Source organism: Bradyrhizobium guangzhouense (assembly GCF_004114955.1).
Taxonomy (GTDB): Bacteria; Pseudomonadota; Alphaproteobacteria; order Rhizobiales; family Xanthobacteraceae; genus Bradyrhizobium; species Bradyrhizobium guangzhouense.
The window spans coordinates 560,419-579,687 of the sequence record NZ_CP030054.1; the positions used below are offsets into that span (position 1 = coordinate 560,419).

At 57.7% G+C, this 19,269-nt stretch carries 15 protein-coding genes and 1 pseudogene; 5 read left to right on the forward strand and 11 right to left on the reverse strand.

Annotated features, from left to right (window positions below; translation table 11 throughout):
• Positions 1-28 precede the first annotated feature (28 nt).
• Both XH91_RS36635 and XH91_RS36640 read right to left on the reverse strand, forming a co-directional pair.
• The gene (locus XH91_RS36635) at positions 29-1,243 is read right to left on the reverse strand and encodes a CaiB/BaiF CoA transferase family protein (protein ID WP_128955189.1); all 1,215 of its coding nucleotides are present in this window, start codon (positions 1,241-1,243) and stop codon (positions 29-31) included.
• On the reverse strand, positions 1,243-2,178 hold the full coding sequence (locus XH91_RS36640) for a hydroxymethylglutaryl-CoA lyase (RefSeq protein ID WP_128929962.1): 936 nt from the start codon (positions 2,176-2,178) through the stop codon (positions 1,243-1,245). The genes XH91_RS36635 and XH91_RS36640 overlap by 1 nt, the downstream gene beginning before the upstream one ends.
• Positions 2,179-2,624: 446 nt before the next feature.
• On the opposite strand from XH91_RS36640, the gene XH91_RS36645 reads away from it, so the two are divergent.
• Positions 2,625-3,785 (forward strand): amino acid aminotransferase, encoded by a 1,161-nt coding sequence (locus XH91_RS36645; protein WP_128929963.1) that lies wholly within the window; start codon positions 2,625-2,627, stop codon positions 3,783-3,785.
• A 41-nt stretch (positions 3,786-3,826) separates the two neighbouring features.
• Here the strand turns inward: XH91_RS36645 and XH91_RS36650 are convergent, their stop codons facing one another.
• Positions 3,827-4,636, reverse strand: a complete 810-nt coding sequence (locus tag XH91_RS36650) for a GntR family transcriptional regulator (protein ID WP_232995542.1) — start codon at positions 4,634-4,636, stop codon at positions 3,827-3,829.
• A gap of 1,096 nt (positions 4,637-5,732) precedes the next feature.
• Between XH91_RS36650 and XH91_RS36660 the strand changes: the two genes are divergently transcribed.
• Positions 5,733-6,989, forward strand: a complete 1,257-nt coding sequence (locus tag XH91_RS36660) for a GGDEF domain-containing protein (RefSeq protein ID WP_128929965.1) — start codon at positions 5,733-5,735, stop codon at positions 6,987-6,989.
• A gap of 435 nt (positions 6,990-7,424) precedes the next feature.
• Here XH91_RS36660 and XH91_RS36665 read toward each other — a convergent pair.
• The 8 genes and pseudogenes from XH91_RS36665 to XH91_RS36700 form a co-directional block, all read right to left on the reverse strand.
• A pseudogene (locus XH91_RS36665) lies at positions 7,425-7,819 on the reverse strand (Fic family protein); the annotation flags it as partial.
• Between the two features lie 295 nt (positions 7,820-8,114).
• The gene (locus tag XH91_RS36670) at positions 8,115-10,649 is read right to left on the reverse strand and encodes a S8 family serine peptidase (RefSeq protein ID WP_128929966.1); all 2,535 of its coding nucleotides are present in this window, start codon (positions 10,647-10,649) and stop codon (positions 8,115-8,117) included.
• Positions 10,552-11,628 (reverse strand): AAA family ATPase, encoded by a 1,077-nt coding sequence (locus XH91_RS36675; RefSeq protein WP_128929967.1) that lies wholly within the window; start codon positions 11,626-11,628, stop codon positions 10,552-10,554. Before XH91_RS36675 ends, XH91_RS36670 begins: the two co-directional genes overlap by 98 nt.
• A 615-nt stretch (positions 11,629-12,243) precedes the next feature.
• Positions 12,244-12,618 carry a helix-turn-helix domain-containing protein gene (locus tag XH91_RS36680; RefSeq protein ID WP_074274398.1) on the reverse strand — a complete coding sequence of 125 codons (375 nt, stop codon included), beginning with the start codon at positions 12,616-12,618 and terminating at the stop codon, positions 12,244-12,246.
• A complete protein-coding gene (locus XH91_RS36685) occupies positions 12,618-12,929 on the reverse strand; it encodes a type II toxin-antitoxin system HigB family toxin (protein WP_128929968.1) in 312 nt (103 codons plus the stop codon). The genes XH91_RS36680 and XH91_RS36685 overlap by 1 nt, the downstream gene beginning before the upstream one ends.
• Before the next feature lie 297 nt (positions 12,930-13,226).
• Positions 13,227-13,688, reverse strand: coding sequence for a hypothetical protein (locus XH91_RS36690; RefSeq protein ID WP_128929969.1), 462 nt, complete (start codon positions 13,686-13,688; stop codon positions 13,227-13,229).
• Positions 13,678-14,640 carry a helix-turn-helix domain-containing protein gene (locus tag XH91_RS36695; RefSeq protein ID WP_128955131.1) on the reverse strand — a complete coding sequence of 321 codons (963 nt, stop codon included), beginning with the start codon at positions 14,638-14,640 and terminating at the stop codon, positions 13,678-13,680. Before XH91_RS36695 ends, XH91_RS36690 begins: the two co-directional genes overlap by 11 nt.
• A gap of 76 nt (positions 14,641-14,716) precedes the next feature.
• Positions 14,717-16,042: a carbon-nitrogen hydrolase family protein gene (locus tag XH91_RS36700; RefSeq protein ID WP_128929971.1), complete on the reverse strand. Its 1,326-nt coding sequence runs from the start codon at positions 16,040-16,042 to the stop codon at positions 14,717-14,719.
• A 279-nt stretch (positions 16,043-16,321) separates the two neighbouring features.
• Between XH91_RS36700 and XH91_RS36705 the strand changes: the two genes are divergently transcribed.
• The 3 genes from XH91_RS36705 to XH91_RS39795 all read left to right on the forward strand — a co-directional run bounded on the left by XH91_RS36705 (position 16,322) and on the right by XH91_RS39795 (position 19,263).
• Entirely contained in the window at positions 16,322-17,410 is a 1,089-nt protein-coding gene (locus tag XH91_RS36705) for a hypothetical protein (RefSeq protein WP_128955132.1), read from the forward strand.
• Positions 17,411-17,512: 102 nt separating this feature from the next.
• A complete protein-coding gene (locus XH91_RS36710) occupies positions 17,513-18,088 on the forward strand; it encodes a matrixin family metalloprotease (RefSeq protein ID WP_232995544.1) in 576 nt (191 codons plus the stop codon).
• A gap of 8 nt (positions 18,089-18,096) precedes the next feature.
• Positions 18,097-19,263, forward strand: a complete 1,167-nt coding sequence (locus XH91_RS39795; protein ID WP_232995545.1) for a S1 family peptidase — start codon at positions 18,097-18,099, stop codon at positions 19,261-19,263.
• Positions 19,264-19,269 lie beyond the last annotated feature (6 nt).

Sequence of the window (19,269 nt, forward strand, 5' to 3'; positions counted from 1 at the left end):
TTGTTGCGAACCAGGCGCTTAAGATCCGTCATACGGCCGACGAGGCGATTGTCCCCGCTTTTTCTAACGCAGCGATTTCGTTTGTCGAAAACCCGATATCGCCGAGGATGTCGTGTGTATGTTCGCCGACCTGAGGCGGGTCATTGCCATTTGCGAGGCGGCGGCCGTCGAGCGATATCGGCAGCAAGGGGGTTTTGGTGTTACGGCCATCGGGCAAGCGGATCTCGGTCAAACCACCCGATTTATTGAGGTGGGGATCGCTGAACAAATCACCCGGTTTGTTCACGGGCGCATAGGGCAGCTCAAGTTCTTCCAGCTTCGCGGCAAGTTCGGCCTTGTTCCAGCCGCCAAATATCTTGGCGACTTCCGGGATCAGCCAGTCGCGATGATCAACTCGACCTTGAGCCGTGATGAAACGCGGATCGCTCAGCCAGGCAGCCCGATCAAACGCGAGGCAGAACGCCTGCCATTGCTCCTCCCCAACGACAGTGACGAAAAGCTTTGATCCGTCCTTTGTATCGAACAGGTCATAGATCGGCCAAGGACTGTCCTTCACCGAGTACGGAATTGAAGGGCGTCCGGTGACGACCTCGCACATCATCGCCTGTGCCATTAGAAAGACGTTGTTCTCGAAGAGGGCGCTTTGGATGTAACGACCGCGGCCGGTGCGCTGTCGTTCGGCGAGCGCGGCTTGGATCGCGATCACCCCAAACATGCCACCCATGACGTCATTCACTGAGGCGCCCGCGCGCATTGGCTGGCCCGGCAGGCCGGTCATGTAGGCGAGCCCGCCCATCATCTGAACGACTTCATCGAGCGCAAGACGGTTCTCGTAGGGTCCGGGGAGATATCCCTTGAGTGAGCAATAAATCAGCCGCGGCGCGAATGCGGCCACTGAATTGTAGTCGAGACCGACCCTCTTCATCAAACCCGGTCGGAAGTTTTCGATCAAAACATCGCTGCGCTCAGTGAGCCGGCGCGCCACCTGTTTGCCTCCCGGGCTCGACGTGTCGAGCGCGATGCTGCGTTTGTTCCTGCTGTATGTCGCAAAAAAACCCGCGGCAGGCCCCTTGAAATAGCGAGTGCGATCGCCCTTGAGCGGCTCGACTTTGACCACATCGGCGCCCAGGTCGGCGAGGATGAGCCCACAGGTAGGGCCCATGACCATCTGACTGAATTCAACGACGCGCACGCCTTCGAGGGGGCGGGGAATTGTCGGCCCTGATGTGGGATTGCCGCCCATCATGCCACCCTCCGCAACACCCTTGGAATTCCAGCCTCGTGCAGATGACCTGTCAGGTGCTTCTGCTCAACGTGCCGGGCGAGAATTTCGCGTGTCGCCATCAACCGATCCAGATCGATCCCAGTGGAGAGGCCCATCCGTTCGAGCATGAACACGAGATCCTCAGTCACAATATTGCCCCGTGCGCCCGGTGCGAAGGGACAGCCGCCAAGCCCCGAAACAGCAGCATCGAAGCGCCGGACATCCGCTTCGAGCCCCGCGACGACGTTGGCAAGACCGGCGCCAAGCGTGTCATGCAGATGTAGCCTGAGCATCATTTTTGGGCCGGTCTCGTTGCGAACCGCGCGTACGATCCGCTTAACCTGCGTTGGGGTGCCGTAGCCGACGGTATCTGCTAGTCCGATCTCGTCCGCACCCGCCTCGGCGAAACCCTGCACAAGGCGACACACCGCGGCCTCACTGACGTCGCCTTCCATTGAGCAGCCAAAAGCTGTCGCTACAGCGCCCACAAGATGCGGCCGCTCAGGAGCTTTTTGCGCGTTGATCCTCGCACGAACTACACGGAATGCTTCGAGCTGTTCCTCAATCGTGCGGCGCACATTCGCCCGGTTGTGCGTTTCGCTCGCCGAGATCACGAAATACATGCTGTTGACTCCGGCCGCGAGCGCGCGCTCAGCACCTTTAACGTTCGGTACGACCGCGCCGATGGTCGTAGACTTATGGGTCAACGCGTGCGCAACAACTGCTCCAACGTCGCCGAATTGCGGCACGACCGTAGCCGGTACAAATGAGCCCGCATCGACCTCGCTCACCCCCGCGGCGACGATCGCACTGATCAGCTCGCATTTTGCGCCTGTTGGCACAATGACATCCAAGTTTTGAAGGCCATCGCGCGGTGCAACTTCGCAGATGTGCACATCCGGTGAATTGTCCATTGGCGCCCTATTGTATATTCTTGCATTAAAGAACAATATGTGACATCATCTGTCAATGAAGATTCCGAACCGCTTCGGGGGCCCCGGAACGAGGCTCTGCCGGTGGGCGGCCAGGACATGATCCGCTCGCATTCCGCGGAATTCTATTTTCGGGTGAGGTTTGCATGGATTATCCTGTTGGCTGAACTGCCTGGCGCTGCCTGTTCGCGCGCCGCGCGGCGATATTCATCGGGCGTCCGCTTCAGGGGTGCATCCCGACGGAATCCTTTCGCCCTGCGGTTCTGGCGTAAGCCAAATAGCGTTCTTGGTGAAACGGAAGCGCCGCACCAAGAATGCCTTTCGTCCACGAAGCCACGCCCGTGCCCGATTGAAGAGGCGCGCCAACTCCAGCCCTCATTGCATAGAGCCAATGAGCCGCACAAACGATCGTTCAGTAAGGAGAAGCTATGTTTCAAGCCCTGCCTGATCTGCCGGCCGACGCCGTGTTGGCGTTAGCCGAGGCATGCCGCAACGATCCTCGGCGGGACAAGATCGACCTGAGTGTGGGGGTCTATCGAAACGATAACGGCGTTACGCCCGTCCTGTCCGCGGTGAAGGCCGCCGAACATCTCTTGGTCGAGGGACAGGACACCAAATCATACGTAAGCCCACTCGGTGACACAAAGTTCGTCAGCCTTATCCGCGAGCTCGCGATCGGAAACATCGAGGTGGATCGACTAGGTGGCGTTCAGACACCTGGCGGCGGCGGTGCGGTCCGGTTAGCTTGCGAGGTCATAAAGCTGGCGGCACCCTTTAGCCGGATATTTGTGGGCCTGCCGACATGGGGCAACCACATTCCAATCTTTGAGGCCGTGGGATTGGAAATAGGTACGTACACCTATTACGACGTCATTTCTCAAACGCTTCGCTTCGACGAAATGCTCTCATCGCTCAAGAGCGCAAGGAGAGGGGATATCGTGCTGCTTCACGCGACTTGCCACAATCCATCGGGCACGGATCTTAGCCTTGATCAATGGCGGGCGATCGCGCAACTTGTGGAGGAGAGAGGCCTCATTCCTCTCATCGACTTTGCCTATCAGGGATTCGGTGATGGTTTAGAGCAGGATAGAGAAGGACTAGAAATAGTGCTGTCCAGCGTGAGCGAAGCGTTCGTCGCTTATTCTTGTAGCAAAAACTTCGGACTGTATCGGGAGCGGACCGGAGCGCTCTTCGTCTATGGCACGAACCCGGTCTCAGTAGGGCGGACTGTTCAAGCCATGGCTGCCCTAGCGAGAGTTAACTGGTCCATGCCGCCCGACCATGGTGCTGCGGTCGTCGGCACTATCCTGTCGAACACCGCCCTTCGTCAGGATTGGCTTCGCGAGCTCACGACGATGCGGGAAAGAATTTTAAAAATTCGTGCGGCCGTCGGACGGGGTATGCCCGAATTTTCTCAGCTCGGGGCGCAAAAGGGAATGTTCTCCACCTTACCCTTGCATTCTGCCACGATCGACCGTCTCCGCAAGGATGATGCGATCTATATCGTTGGAAACGGCAGGATCAATCTGGCCGGCCTTACAACTGACGACGTGCCACGCTTTGTCGACAGTGTCCGGCGAGCAGTTTAAGCTGTCGAAATGCAACTCGGAAACGGATCCGCCTGTGGCACCTATCTGAAGACGTACACCTTAAGCGGGCGTCGAATATGACGCATCATCAGAGCCGATGCATCAGCATACCGGCGGGCCTCCAGGACGTCGAGCAGCCTCAGGTGTTCCTTCACGTGCCGGCGCATGCCGTCGCGATCAGCGAAGCTTCGGTATGCAAACAAGCGACGAATCGAATTTACGCGCTTAAGTGACTCGACGAAGAAGGGATTCTTGGCACCGCGCGCGATCTCCTCATGGAAATCACATCCCCATTGAAACACTTCACCTATCGTGAATTTTTCCAGCTCGCCATCAAAAATGCGCAGCTGGCGCTCGCGAAGTCGCTCGATGACCTCTGGCGCCAGAGCGTAACCAGGTTGAGCAATTGCTGCTGGTTCGATCACCGCGCGGAACGCCATAACTTGTGTCTGCGCTTCGGGACTTGATACAGTTTCAGCAAAACGCCACCCGTAGCCCGGTGAGCGCGCGATCCACCCTTCCGCTGCGATCCGATCCAGCAGTCGTTGTAATTCGGTGCGTGTTAGATCGTAACGGCGCAGCAATTCGGCTTCCGTGACATCGGCGGGAAGGCGCTTTGCGACCACGTCCGTTGCAATCGTCGCGTAGGCCTCTTCCGCGCGGCTTACCGCCGCCAGTGTGGATTGTGCGGCTACGCTCGTAGGGTCTCTTGTCAAGACAAAGCCGCGGTGCAATTCACCGCGCGCGAACCCCGCCTCTTCTAGAGCCTTTAAGCCTAGGCGAATTGGCGCGCGCGACAGGCCAAGCGCATCGGCAAGCTTTTGCTCGATGAGGCGATCGCCGGTCTTCATCCCATCGCGACGGACAACGGACAAAATGAGCCCAGCCAAGTGCTCGGCACGACCGAGCGGGCTCTTTTTCTTGGGCCGTCGTGAGATGGGCGACAACGGCCGAGCATCTCGATTCAAAGGTCTTTCTTTCCCGTTTGCCAGCATGTGGATGTAACTCGTGGCCAAGAGCGAAGTCAACTTGGAGCTATTGTACTAAGGATGCGAACATTGCCGCTGTGGCAAGGCTCCAAGTCCGCCGCCTTCCAACTTAAGGAGGCGCAACGCGAAGTTTGGCGAAGCCAGTTGCGGCTTTCGGATGGACGCGTCTGATTTCGCGCTCAATCTCGTCGAGGCGCACTTCGATCCGGCGTACTCCTGGTTCGCGTCCTCCTTTCTACGTAGATGCATCGACAAACTCGGTAACAATCTTATGCGCGAGATGCTGGCATAGCCCTCCTAATCTTGAACGCCTCAAGCCCATCGAGGTAGATTGCGCGACCGTCAACACAAGCCTTCGTCCATGGATCGAGATGAAGCGTCGGCAGATAGAACAGCCGGCGTTCCAGTTCGATGTCCTCTGATGCGGTACTTCCGGCTGCGCTCATGGCACCCCTCAACGTAACCTAATTTTTTGCGAGCAGCGTCAGCTATTTCCCGGAAGGGTATTGCTGCGGCAAGATCGCCAAGAAAGTGCCAGATCCCGAGCTGTCGTTCCAGGAAAGCGGACTTGAGGATGTCAACCATCTGGTTCGGCTGCACCCGTCCTCGGAGCTTGGGTTGCGTCTATGGACTTCTGGCCTGGGCTGCCATTCTTAATGCCGCCCGACCCGCGGGCGCGTCTCACCGCGCCCCAAATACAACCCTCCGCGGACGCACACGCCTGAAGGGGCGGTCGGCTCGGCGAGCCACGGTGAGGAGCAGCCGAATAGTCGCCACTGGTCTGCTGATCTTTCACCGGGAAAATACGGGACCGACGGCATTCATCTCCTGCTGAAATGGCCAAGATTCTGGAGAGGGTAAGATCAAACCGGAAATCAAACGGAATATTTACGCTTCGCCGAAGTGGTCCGGTAACGCATAGAAACTATACTGCCGCTTGTCCGAGTGGCAGGTTGGAATGAACGAGATCGCAGTAACATTAGCTTCCGTCGACGCCTGCGTGAACGGGCGACGGACGCGATCGATCAGATTCCCCCCGGACATCGAACGGCAATTTGAAGCCGACATGCACGACAAGCGGTGTAAGCGCTTGACGATCGGACTGCTCGTTTCGGCTCCCCTCTATAACCTTTTTCTGCTCGGAGATTGGCTGCTGGTCCCGGACGTCGTGCGGCTGGCCATGTGGGTACATTTCTCAATAGTGACTCCGTGGATGCTATTGGTCGCCTGGCTCGTATCGCGCAAACCGAGGCCCTTCGTACGGGAGCTCCTAGCAGCCAGTGTTCCGCTACTCATCATCTTGCAGATCGACCTCGGTTTTGCCCTGACGGCGAGCGAGAGCGCTGCGCACTACCAGTACGTGGTGATTCCAACTTTGCTCTACACCAATGTCTCACTGCACAGACTCGAATTCCGCTTCGCTCGTGTCGTGACTGCCGCGATCCTGTTGCTTCACACCGCGTTCGTCATATCCGCAAGCTACATCTCCGCCCCGATAGCGGTGACCATCATCGTTCAGCTCCTCATCTGCGGTTACATCACTCTGATCGCAAACTATACAATGGAGCGCGATCTCCGTAGAGCCTACCTCTATTCGCTGAGAGATCGGCTCAGGCACGCCGATGCGGACGCCGCTTCACGCCGCGATCCATTGACGGGGTTAGCAAACCGGCTGCATCTTGATGATGAACTGTCGCGAGTTTGGTCTCGCCCCGAGTGCCGAGCATCGCCCGTTTCAGCTGTCATGATCGATATCGACCATTTCAAGCACTTGAACGATCGCTACGGACATGCTGCAGGCGACCTCTGCCTGAAACGAGTCGCCGCCATACTTCAGGCAGAGATACGAAGGACGGGTGACCTCGTCGCCCGATATGGAGGCGAAGAATTCCTGATAATCCTGCCGGATATGGCGATGATGGATGCCGTGCGGCTGGCCGAACGCATTCGCCGATCGATCGAAATTGCTGCGATCCCCAATGAAGGCCGGAGCCTCTTAGGCATCGTCACCGCCAGTTTTGGCGTCGCAGCTTGTTCGCCGTCGGATTTGTCTCCTCTGGAATTAATTGCTGCGGCCGATCACGCCCTGTATGCCGCCAAAGGCAAAGGACGTAATCAGGTCTGGCCTCCACTTGTGGCCGACGCCACCGTTCGCTCGTTGACTGAACCATTGACGTTTATGGCGTCGTCCTCAGAAGCAGCACGAGGGGTTTGATTTTCCTGCTTGGGCAAACCCGTGGGAAGCTGCGTAAGCCAGGGACATACGCTAAGCTCTCGATTGCTTCCGTGCCTCCCCCGATCCGGGCTGGGGTAGCCGATCTCGCGTCGAGTCTGATCCACTTGAGCAGTCATATTCAGATTCCAGGATCTGAAAAAGCGATACTCGCTCGCTGCACGGCAGAGACTTGGCTACGGCTCTGCTTTGCCAAATGAACCTGCGTATAACTGTTCAATCCTCTCGACTTCCTCTTGGGTCAGCGCCGCGAACTCATTGGCTCGTGCGCGGTTTGATAGCTTACCTTGATTTTGCCGAAGAAAGCCGAAGAGGTTATTCAGCGTCCTCTCGGGCATATCGACTAAACGCTCGACGCCGGCGCAGAACGTGTCGAACCCTTGAAGAACTCTGGCTTCATTCGGAAGATCTTTCTCAGTTCAGCTCTCGACCGAGCAGCCACTCATACAGGAACCAGATGCGACGCCTGTAAAGACCGGTCAGCTTCTGTTTGACCAGCTCGACGATTTCGCCTTCGGCCACAGCAAGAAAAAGCCGCTTCAGGACGGCAAGATCCACGCCCTCGTATTTCAGCGCAATGTTAGATGCGCCTCAAGGGAAGCTTCTGGGGCGTGCCGAGGTGTGTAAAGGCGCCAGCCATCCTGCTCTAGGATACGATGCTTGGTCCCGATCGCCGAGAGCGTCCGTGGAATTGGAGCGGAGAGGTGATAAGCGTCGATGAGGGCGGCATAGCCGGCCGGAGCACCGGCTTCGGGCAAACGCCGGTCATGAAAAATCGTCCCTGCTCCTGAAAACTGTGCGCTCAACGACATATTCCCGAAAGTTCAGCGGCATTAGAGGAGGCGGACGTCGCCGATCTTACGAGATGAGATTCTTCAAGGCCGGATAGCTCGCGCCGAACACGAAACCGTCCACGCTGCGGGAATCGAAGGCGAGCAACCAGAGACCTTGGGCTTCATTGCCTGAGAACCTGAGAATTTCAAAGGTGCAAAAGCTGCGCCGTTTGGCCCGGGATTTCAACCTCTTGGATTGATGCGGCACCTCCGGGCACCTTAGGCAGGCCCATCGCTGGTGAGATCCGTCTTTCAAAGGTCGAGCACAATCGAGCTAGCGGACCGGAACGGCAATGGGCGGCGCAATCCGCGCTCGAGCCTCATTGTAGACCTCAATGATGCCTGGCATGGCTACGGTTACAGCAACGCCGAACGGAACTTGCTCGTCTATCTTGCTGCCTCTGTCAGGCTCGCGTTGAATGATCAGCTCGATTTCAGAATCGACTGTCAGAGCCGGCGCCTTGTCGCCCAGCCAGCGCCGAGAGAAAACGGTCCCCTTGCTTGCCTGATTGACATCAGGCTGCGTCTTGGATGGCTGCACGCGGAACTGATCGATCTCATCTGAACTCGCCAAAAGCGAAAGCTTCACTGAGCGATACGATTGTCGACCGGGATGCACGGGCGTGAACCATGCAAGCGTTGCGGTCACCGAGTGGGGGAGAGATTGGCCGCTCATGCAAGCCGGTAACGGAACAACAACCGAACGTCTTGTCTCCTGCGCCAGCGTTCCGACGGCCCAAAACGTCGCCCTGTCGGAAGCGCAATAAATTGCATCGTCCGGACTAACAACGCCGTAGCCTAAGAAGCGCCGGATATTATCCTTCTGCCTGACGAATTGCTTTGCATCAGCTGGACCTAGCACGCTCTTGATGAGCTCGGCGCTATCTTGCGGCCACGAGGCTGTATGCACTAACAGCGCCTTGAGAAGCGCGGCGCGCTGATGGTGGGGCAGGGACAGAAAGTCCTGCCCGTACGTGTCTTCCAAAGCGTCATGAATTCTGTGAGCCGTCCTGGAGGCCAGAGCTGCCGCAGCACTTGTGCCGGAAGTGTAATGCTCCCAATTGCTGCTGCCCTCGCGCGGCGGAGCTGCAACCTTGAGCCCATGCGGTCGAGCAGGTCCACTTGGCCTTACAGCAAGCGCCGTTCCACTGGCCACCATGGTTAAATGCTCACGAGAGCCAGGCATCAAAATATCCGGTTTGACGCCGTTTGCAAATCCTGGACCCAATCCGCTGGATGGATTGGTGATGATCATCGGATGATACGGATCGACCCTGCCTCTAGCGCTACGGCGATCGGCTGCGCTAACGGCGTCGATATTGGCGGAGCCTACCGTGATCCCGTTCACTGTTTCCGACGGTGAAAGCAGCCGGCGAGAAGTGATCAATCGCGACAGCGCGGACAACGTATGTCTGGCCCGATCGGGCTGGTCCGTCGCTTCATAAGCAGCCATGGTGGGGATGGATGCTATCTCGAATGAGCCGGCGTGATTGCCGGCACTCACGCAGAACAGAATTCCATATCGATGGGCCAATCTGTCGACCAACCTCGCCCAGGGCGACAGCCGCCCATGAAATGGCTTTCGGACATTGCCGAGCGAAAGATTGACGATCACAACTGACGGAGCGCTCGGATCGTCGTTGCGCCGCATCGAGACCACAGCTTGATAAACCAGGTCGACAATCAGCCGGTCCTCAGGAAATTGATCAGCAGCCCCCAAGAGCGGTATGCAATGGATGCGGCGCGCCAGCGGCGGCTCATTGGTGTTTCGGTCGCCATGCACGATCAGAGAAGCCATAGCTGTGCCGTGAGCCCTTTCAGCCACGACGGCTGCGCCCTCTAAATCGAATTGATCGTCGACATTCATTCGATCACGAAGCAGAGGGTGCTGGGAAACGGGCACGCCATCCAATAAGGCCAAAATTGGTTGGCCTTCAGAAGGAAGCGGTCCCAGTCCGCCTTGGAGCTGACTGGCGTCTTCGACTTGCACCGGCGCAACAATACTCTGTGGCCGAATGTGCATGACCGGGTCCATGCCGCTCAACCCGGTCGCGGAGCGCTCGGTAATTTGCCGGATCGCGGCAACTGGCAGGTTAGCCAAAAGGGCATGATAGGCGATGTCCGGGATCCGGCACTGCGTCACAAGAGTGCCACCGACCGCCCTAATCTCGCTGATGACTCCTTGTTGGTTCGAAGCCGCCATGTCCTCCGACGATCGAAACACAAGCTCGATCTCAACGGGGAGAATTTCCTCATCTCCCATGAGCTCGATCTCGTGCGCAAGGATCTCTCGATCACCATCTTGAACACGATCTCCCGGCCCCCATACTCTGATGTCACGGAGCGTCGCAAAGACATCCCGCCAGGGTGCGAACCCCTCCCCAATTGCTTGCCCGGATACCCATCTCTTCCAGAGCGACAGGATGTTCTGCAAAGCCGTGACATCTGGCACAAGAAGATAGGCCTCAGGCGACTTGTCCTTCTCATCGCCCTCCAGCTCCTCTTCATCGATGAGCTCCAGACCAGGCACTCTTCGGATCGCATTCGCAAAATTCGCAACTGCCCCCCGAACCTCAAAAACCAGCAGCCGCTCTGGCGCCAGCGCGGACGGGTCTGATCGCAAAGTTAAGCCGCTTGGGTCTCGACCCAAGACTTGTTCGAGGCGACGGAAGCGGGGGCCAAATGCTGCATTCTGTGCAGCAGCCGTGAATTTAGCCGGCCTGGGGATCGGTTGCGGCCTGCCTTTTGGTCTTGCCGCCTGATTGCCTGGCGTCAGTCGCAGCAGAGGCTTCGTTGGATCGGCCGCCATGCAGGTTCTCTGGCTTTACTCTCGATGACCAAAATTCGAGTTCAGTCTTGACCGCAGAATCGATCGAGATCTCACCAAGACCAAGAATTTGTCGCCGTCGAACGTTCTGACAGAAATCAAGCACTTCAGCATAGGAGGTTGCGTCAATCTTTTGCGCGAGTTCAAAAGCCGACAGCGAAGGGCGCTCGGGCCAGCCCATATAAATTCGTTCTATGAAATGTGCGATTTCCGCAACTTGCGGAGCGGGAAATGCAATCTTTATCTGAAAACGTCTCCATACGGCTCGATCAAGCAATTCAGCATGATTCGTAGCCGCTATTGTTACCACGTAACTGGGAAGTTTATCGATCTGCATCAAGAGAAACGAAACAACGCGCTTGATTTCGCCCGTTTCGTGATCATCTCCACGCTCTTTTCCAATCGCATCGAACTCGTCGAAAAACAAAACGCAAGGTTGGGTTCGCGCATAGTCGAATAGCGCGCGAAGACGCGCGTTTGTTTCGCCTAGATAGCTTCCTACGAGCGCGTCGTACCGCACCACGAAAAACGGCAGAGAAAGGCCCTCTGCAATCGCTTCTGCAAAGGAAGTTTTGCCGTTGCCTGGAGGACCAGACAGGAGAACCCGATGCCGCGGCTCATATCCGCTTGCCCGCAGCACGTCTGCCCGCACATGCTCCTCGATCAGCTGCATCCCTTCGGCGCGCGCAGGCAAGGGTAAAACCAGCTCATCGAGAGATATGCGTGGCGTAACTTCTAAAATCGTGTCGCGCCCAGCAGCTTGCGGAGACCGCTGAGAGGCAACCAGACTTGGCGGCGTCACAGCTATCGTCTGCAGCGCTCGCTCAAGCCGATCGGCCAGCGCGTGATGACTCTTTGCGCGCTCATCAGCCACAATCGCTTCGACCGCCGAGCGCATCATTGGCCGATCGCCGGTCACACCGGCGCGCACGAGAGATATGAGTAAGTCGCTCTTGGCCATGACAGACAGCCTATTACAGGATTGCGCGCCCACGCTGCTAGAAATGGTCCCAGCTTGTGAACAACTCGCCGATAACCAAGGTTCCTTGCCGGGGTCGCTCGGCGAGCCTATCCGGCGGGGATTAACATATTGAAAAGCTGCAACAAATAAGACTTCTCGTCCGCCGTCATGACTGGTCGAGTCTGTTCTGCCTGCTCAAGCATTCCCCGTCATCCTGTTGACTGCCTGCCTCTGACAAAACTAGCCAGCCTTCATAGCTAGCGCCGACCGAAAGTCCGGCAGAGCCTTCGAGCACTCGCCTCGCGCGCTTTGGCGCTTTATGCCCATCCGAGAGGGGTCGTCAGGGGATTGTTCACTTTTTGTTCAATGCCGTCAAGTCGCAGTCCAATACCGGCGTTCGACCTGTTCCGGAGCGAGAATCGTGAGCAAATGGATCAAGCCCACCGGGGGCGCCGATGCTCGTATCCGTGCATAGTCGAGCTGCTGCAAGCAATGGATGACCCTAATCCCTAAAAGGCGTTGGAATCGCATGCGCTGAACTTTCTCGCGTCGATGCAAATATTCACGGCCGCCGAGCAAAGTAGCCCCCTATCGAAAGTCATGGTCCCGATTGACCTAAGCCGCAACACTTCCGCTCGCGGAGATCAGCAAATCCGCTGGAATATGGAAACGTTCGCGCAGACGCTTCACCATCGTCATGCTCAATTCGCGCTTGCCGGACATGACCTCACTGACGCGACTAGCAGTGCCCAGAAGCGGCACAAGATCAGCGCGCGTCAAACCATGTTGTTCCACCAGATAGGTTAGCAAATCGGGCAACGGCGGCGCTTTGCGCGGCCAGCGTGCGCGTTCATAAGCCTCGATAAGGCGAGCCTGAGCTACCATACGCGCTCGATCGGCAGCCTCGTTAGATTGCATCAGCTTGCCGACAAGCGCCTTGGCCGCCTCATGATCGGCCTGGTTCTGGATAATTATCAATGTTGCCTTCATCACACCGTCTCCGCGTCCACCTTGTCACAGTCTTCATGACTGCCGAAAAAGCGGATCATCAACACGCCATCACGATATTGAACCATGGCGATCAGGCGGTAGTCATTGGCCTTGATGTTGAACACCACGCGTCCGCCTTTCAGGATGCTTGCCTTGGGATGCGATCGCTTCACCTGTTGCGGCGTCCGCCAGTCCGAAGCCTCAGCAATTGCCAGCCATGCCCTGTATTGAGCGCGCGCTGCATCGATGCCCCGATGACCAGAGCGTTCGGCAAAATAGCGCTCACCAAGGTCCGTGCCGACCACCAGCATGAAGGGATACTACCGTCGATTTCCCAAAAATGGAAGAGGGGAATTTCCATTTTTGGGAAACGCATGCCGCCCGCCGACAGTAAGATAGTCTTGCCACTCGGGGCTAATTCACGATCCGATCGGCTCGCACTTTCGCGGCGAAGCCGAAGCCCGCCGCGAACGCTTCTAGGCACGCCCCGCGGTTGATAAATCAAAATCGCATTTCGAACTCAGAATGACGCGGTCAATTGCGACTGGACAATTTTGTGCGTTAGAAGCAAAAGAATCGTCTCGCCGCAGATGCTCTCAAGACTTCCGCTAGGGAAGATTGGGCGGCTGACCAATTCGCTCCAGATCGGCGAGACACTTGTCCAGGTTGCTTTTGGCGTCCTGCAGGAACCTGCTCGTTTCGGCAAGCCGCCTGAGATCAGGCTTGACCGGTCCCTCGCTCACAGCGCTCAGCTGGTGGCAAACAGTTGCAAGATCACCCGAGATGTCTTCGAGGACGAAGGCGAGGTTTTCCAGCGGCACGAGCTCCGAAAAGAAAGACTTCAAGGCGCTTTCGTCCTGGCCAGAGGGACCTTCGAATCTGACTTCGACCAGTGGCACCAACACCTCGCGGTTGTCGCGCCCGACCCTTCCCATGCTCATGATGAGCGAGCTGAACGTCGTCGAAACAAAGGTCAACCGATCGAGCAGGGTGTTTCCATACAATACTAGCGATTCCGATTCGCCTTGCGCCTGCTCCGTTGTCGAAGCCCCGAGATCCTCATTCGACATGCTCGGAGTCCTCTCCTGCGCTCAAGTGCAGCATACCCGAAGGGAACGAGACGGGCTTTGGACTGTTCACCGCCTCAATCGATGTGGAGGCGCCGTGACCTTCGGCTTTCTTCACCTGCACGACCGTCACCGACGAGCCATGATACGAGCTCTTCGTTCGCGCCTTCATATAGCCGGGAGCTGTCGGTGCCGGCGGATGAAGCAGGTAGTCCTCCATCACCTGACGGACGCCAAGCGGGTCACGCATCACTAGTCCCGCCGCATGCAACGTAGGATGCATCGGGCTCGGCAAATCAAACAGGCTGCGAAGAACGACATTTTCTTCAGCCGTGAGGGCAGGGTGGGTTCTGAGACCCATTTTCCTGCGCATAAGCTGCGCCAATTGGCCAGCGCCCCTTGCTGTGGGCCCTTCGTGCCTTTCAAGCGCCATAAGGCCATCGCGCGTCAGCGCGAAATGAGCAAACTTTCCAGCCGCCGTTCGTTCCACAAAACGCGCATTGGTCATCAGGCGAAGAATGCGGCTGAGATTGGCATCCTTCAGATCCAGTTTCTTAGCAATGACCGTCTTCTCCAGCTGACGCGACGGTGCATCCCGCAACAACCGAAGTATCTCGACGACATGCTGACGGTGCATGACCTCGCTTGGACGAGCAACCTTGGCGGTGTTGATCGACATCTGCAGAAGATCGTAAAACGCTCTGAAGCGCTCGGCATAGGCGGCATTCTTCGGCGCGAGCGAGGCGCTCACCCGACGCAGAATATCAAACCATTCCCGCAGCTCCGGATCGCGGCGCCGGCTCTCCAGAGAATTCCAGAGCCAAGCCCCAAGTGTTGCGTAAATACGCTCCAGGCTGCTTTCGGATCCCTCTTTAAGGAATTCCGAAATGACGCTCCGCGCCTCAGTCGCGGTGGCCTCGCCGCTCTCTATCTTTTCCAATGCTACGTCCGACATGGCCATACCCTACGTCACAACCCTTAAGATCATTTTACAACGCTTTACTCTGATTTTAGTCTCTGAATCTAGGGTGTCACCGGCCCCATTTGTAGGCAGTCCAAACGGTCTTTTGACCGAGTTCCCGGGCGGAAACAGCGTTCGGCTCTTTGAGGAGGGGTAATATAGTACCAAGCCGGCCATCCCCGTAGCGGTTGTGGGTGGGATGTTGCACGACAAAACTTCGCGTGCCGAACTTCACTTCCACCTGGCTCGCAGTCGTCTGGTGGCCCTGCATGGTGCGGTCGTTCCCCATCGAGGGGACCAGCATCACATCGACATCCAGGTCCCTGAAGGGCGTGTCGCAGACGTCACAGAAGTCGAGGCAAATTGCGACGCCAATCAGGGCGCCTTCAGTCGCAAGCACGCACATCCGCTCGCCAGCAGTTATGTTTTCGATCCCCCAGTCGTCATCGGCGTAAGGGGCGATCTTGTCGTAGACGAGCCGCTCCTCGCCATAACCGTCATAAATCCGGGCCCGATTCACAATCTCCTTGCCTGCCACCTCGTGCCACGTTCCCGGAATGACGATCTCCGGAGGCTCCAGCGGGTCGGCCACATCTCGCTCGCGGATGAACTTGACGATCTTTTCTCGCAGTCCTGGTGGTACCGTGAGCTCGGGCCAGACGATTGCGATGCAGTTCTCCTGCAACGCGTTCGCCATCTGAAGCAAGACCGCGTTCCCCGCCGCCGGCGCATCGACGCCGCTGACGATGAAACGCTTGTCCCCGTCTACCGTTGCGAACTCCGCCTCAAGCTTGAGCGCCTCGAAAAGGCAGGCGCCCATTTTCCAATTCGTGGGGTCTTGAGCGGCACTATGCAAGGTACGGCTATCGACCACCTCGACGGCATAGCCGTCAATGAAGGTGGGCAGGATCCGATGAAATAGCAGGCCTCGCTTTGAATAGGCTTGGCTCCGCCGGGCAGGGCGGCCGGCGCTCACGCCCTGTCGCGGAATGAACCAGCATCCGAGCGCCTCCAGGCGCCACTCGCCCGATGCAATCGGCCATTGCGACCGCCGCTCGAGCAGCACGCGGTCGATGGCCCGGATGAGACCTCCAAGCGACACAGCAACCTGCTCGGGGGTCTCCTCGGAAACGGACCAAAGGAGGCGGCCTTCTCCGACGCTGTCACCGAAACTCCGGGCAGATTCTTCAAGACGCCGCTCCGAAAGATTGCGGTAAGCCTTGTACACGCTCGGCGGCGCCTTGCGGAACAACTTGTCGAGCTCGATCAGAGCCTTCCTCAGTTCGTCCCTTCTGGCATGCGTCATCGAGGCCTGTGATTGAGCAAGCTCACCAGCTGCCTTCTTCCACTTGCCGAACTCCGTTGTCTTCAGGCGGCTGTCCGCAGGCCCAGGCAAACGACTCGTCCAAACGACTTCGCCAATATGTGCCATTGATAGGCGTACGGTTCGCTATTTGCAATCGGCCCGACTGTGACTTACGCGCGTCTCATCATCTAGCTGCGGGCGCAGTTGCTCTGAATGTCAGAACGCGCAGAAACTCTGCATCGAATTATACGATGGCAACGAAAAGCTGCATATGGCTTCCGATACTCTTGACGAAGCACGAGCAAAGCATTTCAATCTGGGCGGGAGATCCGCGCGCGAGCGACGCGAAGCGGACAGGGGGCACAATCGATGTGGAAGATCAGCCGGGCCGCGGCTTGCCTTGGCGCCTGCTTTGCGATGGGCGGATGCACCAGCCTGTACTATGTGCACGATCCGCAGACTGGCGTGATCACAGCCGGCGAACTGCCATATTTTCTCAAATCGATCCGGTGCGAGGTCGTCACCTTTTATCAGATCGAGCGCGAAAGGCGGAAGCACTACCTCAAGATCTACAAGACCAGGCCGGAAGAGGCGTTCGACCGCTTCGCCCATTTCGACATCGACCCGTTCCTATACGGCACCTTCTTCCTGGAACTGAAAGTAACCGATACCGGCGGTGTCGGGTCCGGCACCGCCTTCGACTATAAGCGCGTTCTAAGTGCCACCACCGCCGAAGTGACCCATGTCGGCCCCACGGCTTCGGCGCAGGACACCTACGACCTGATCTGGTCATTTCTCTTGAAACAGAATGCCGAGCTTGCGTCTGATACCTTGCCGCTGGCATCTAGCCCGGCAACATATGAGCGCGGCTGCTACCGGGGAACGCCGACCGAGCTCCTCGAGCTCGAAGCTCTCGCCGAAAACAAATATCCGGAACGGGCCGCTTTCAAGCGCATCACCGTCGATGCCTCCAAGCCATTGGCGGCCTGGCTGCGCGACAATGCAATTTTGATCGCCGCCAACAACCTGACGCCGGCTATGCCATCGGAAATAGCTGAGCCAGCGCAGATGACCTATACTTTTTCGATCCAAGTGACCGGAGGCATCGAGGCCAAATACTCCCTTACATCGGCGCGCTGGACACCGGCCGCCATCCAAGCCTCCGCATCTGCGCAGCAATTCAGCAATCTCGGTATCTACATCAATGGGCCGAATGCCGTCTTGGCCAACGGAGCAAAGTCTGGCTCGGCCAGCTATGCAGCCAAACAGCCGGCGCTCGGATCAAAGGACAATCCGATTTACACGACACCAATCCCGGGAGGGGAAAAGTCGCAGGAGTTGCCGGAGAGCGGGGGGGCCGCAGCCCGCCGGCCAAGGGCTGGTGGTGGCCCGCGGACGAACGGCTTTATCTTCGCGCCGGTGCCAGTCTTCCCGCCATCTCCAACGCCTACTCAATAAAACATGACTCGTTACTGCCTGCTCGGATTGCTGGTTCTTCTCGTGCTCCTCCCCTGCAGCAGCGCGAAGGCTCAGCCTGCGCTTCCCTCAGGGGTGTCGGAGATGGAGCTCTTCGGAACTGTGATCCGCAGCTCCAAATGGGACGTGAAGGAAATCCCGGTCTGCTGGGAAAACCTCAATCCTCATGACCAGAAATATGCAGAACTCGTCCGAAAAGCCGTGGCCGAGACCTGGGAAAGCGCAGCACAAGGAGGCGTTTGGTTCGCCAAGACCTGGCCTGCCTGTAAAGAGGGCGCAGCCGGCGTCCATGTGCGCATCGCCGACGAGGGCGCGCACACCGACGTCGTCGGCAAGTATCTCGATGGCAAGTCTTCGGGCATGACCTTGAATTTCAGCTCCAATCATTGGAGTAAAGGATGCATCAATAAGCGCGAATTCTGCATTCGTGCGGTCGCTGTCCACGAATTCGGGCACGCGCTCGGCTTTACTCACGAGCAGAACCGCGACGATGCTCCGGAACAGTGCCGCAACGAGAAATTTTCAGGATCGGTCGGCGACTACAAAGTCACTAAATACGACCCCAATTCCATCATGAACTATTGTAATCCAGCATGGAACGGAAGCGGACAACTCAGCCCACTCGATATCGCAGCCGTCAGAACGTTTTATCCGTCCTGACCCTCGCCTTGCTCTTTGTCATCTCCGGGCAGGCGCTAGCCGATCGCGCCGCGGTGCAGATCGCCGCGCGCTATAACGTCAGGACTGTTCATGTCCAGTTTGTCGGCGTTATGTACAACGGCAAGCAGGAAGTCGGAGGCGGCTCCGGCCTTCTGATCGGCGACAACCTCGTGCTCACCAACAGCCATGTGGTCGGACGCGAGGAAAACTACAAGAGCTTTGAGGTCGATGCTCGCCTTGGCTCGCGCAACGCAAACCCAATCAAAGTCAGCGCGATTCACCGCGACGACGCCAACGATCTTGCCCTTCTCGAGTTGGCCCAGCCGGCCAGCAACAGCGGCGGAGCATCGCGCTGCCCAATGCCGGTCATCAATGAAAGCCAGCAGGCCCCAATGGGAACCCAACTCTATCTGCTCGGCTATCCCCTCGACCTGGATCTGAGCATATCGAGCGGCCTGATCAGCAATCAAACCAGCCCAAATGGGCGCTGGCAAACCGATACTGTCATGAACGTCGGCAACAGCGGAGGTCCCGCGTTCAACGAGTTCGGCGCGCTCCTCGGTATCGCTGTCGGCGGCATCGTCAAATGGAACGATGCCCAGGTCAACGGAGTGAATTTCATCATTCCTGCCACGGTCATAGCCGCGAGTCCGCTCTACAAGCTGATTGCGGCTATCCCCCAACCATCCGTCTGCTGGACCAAATGGGTCGACACTACAATCTCATTCGAGAACTGGAGCAAGCTCAACTCGACCCATGTGCAGACGCAAGCCAATCAGGGCGTGAAAATTCCCGAGATCCTGGCCGGCGCGCTTCACACGTTGCTTCCAGAAGACCGGCGGCTCATCGTCAATGTTCCGCTATCGCAACTCGTCGAGCTCAAGCAGATCGAGCGCTCATACACCGTCGACAAGACCAAGGATGATCATCCCGTCGTGTTTGCCGAGCATTCGGCCGACTACGCCGAGACGTTCCCAGCCGAGCCGGGCTACCGTATCACCGGCTGCTCCTGGCATGTCGAGACGGCAAACGGAGCCGGCAACATTGCTTGCGCCATCAACGATGGCGGTGCAGAGGCGCGCTTCACCTACAAGCTGACCAGTGGACCCGCCGTCGATCGGTACCGTGGATGGCTCGGTGCTACCGTCAATCTATCTCAAGTTCTTGCGAAGTAAGGAGGA

What these genes read in the sequence shown, in the direction of transcription:
- XH91_RS36635 (WP_128955189.1), bottom strand. Translation starts at nt 1,243, where the DNA reads ATGGGCGGCAATCCCACATCAGGGCCGACAATTCCCCGCCCCCTCGAA.
- XH91_RS36640 (WP_128929962.1), bottom strand. Translation starts at nt 2,178, where the DNA reads ATGGACAATTCACCGGATGTGCACATCTGCGAAGTTGCACCGCGCGAT.
- XH91_RS36645 (WP_128929963.1), top strand. Translation starts at nt 2,625, where the DNA reads ATGTTTCAAGCCCTGCCTGATCTGCCGGCCGACGCCGTGTTGGCGTTA.
- XH91_RS36650 (WP_232995542.1), bottom strand. Translation starts at nt 4,636, where the DNA reads ATGAAGACCGGCGATCGCCTCATCGAGCAAAAGCTTGCCGATGCGCTT.
- XH91_RS36660 (WP_128929965.1), top strand. Translation starts at nt 5,733, where the DNA reads ATGAACGAGATCGCAGTAACATTAGCTTCCGTCGACGCCTGCGTGAAC.
- XH91_RS36670 (WP_128929966.1), bottom strand. Translation starts at nt 10,649, where the DNA reads ATGGCGGCCGATCCAACGAAGCCTCTGCTGCGACTGACGCCAGGCAAT.
- XH91_RS36675 (WP_128929967.1), bottom strand. Translation starts at nt 11,628, where the DNA reads ATGGCCAAGAGCGACTTACTCATATCTCTCGTGCGCGCCGGTGTGACC.
- XH91_RS36680 (WP_074274398.1), bottom strand. Translation starts at nt 12,618, where the DNA reads ATGAAGGCAACATTGATAATTATCCAGAACCAGGCCGATCATGAGGCG.
- XH91_RS36685 (WP_128929968.1), bottom strand. Translation starts at nt 12,929, where the DNA reads ATGCTGGTGGTCGGCACGGACCTTGGTGAGCGCTATTTTGCCGAACGC.
- XH91_RS36690 (WP_128929969.1), bottom strand. Translation starts at nt 13,688, where the DNA reads ATGTCGAATGAGGATCTCGGGGCTTCGACAACGGAGCAGGCGCAAGGC.
- XH91_RS36695 (WP_128955131.1), bottom strand. Translation starts at nt 14,640, where the DNA reads ATGTCGGACGTAGCATTGGAAAAGATAGAGAGCGGCGAGGCCACCGCG.
- XH91_RS36705 (WP_128955132.1), top strand. Translation starts at nt 16,322, where the DNA reads ATGTGGAAGATCAGCCGGGCCGCGGCTTGCCTTGGCGCCTGCTTTGCG.
- XH91_RS36710 (WP_232995544.1), top strand. Translation starts at nt 17,513, where the DNA reads ATGGAGCTCTTCGGAACTGTGATCCGCAGCTCCAAATGGGACGTGAAG.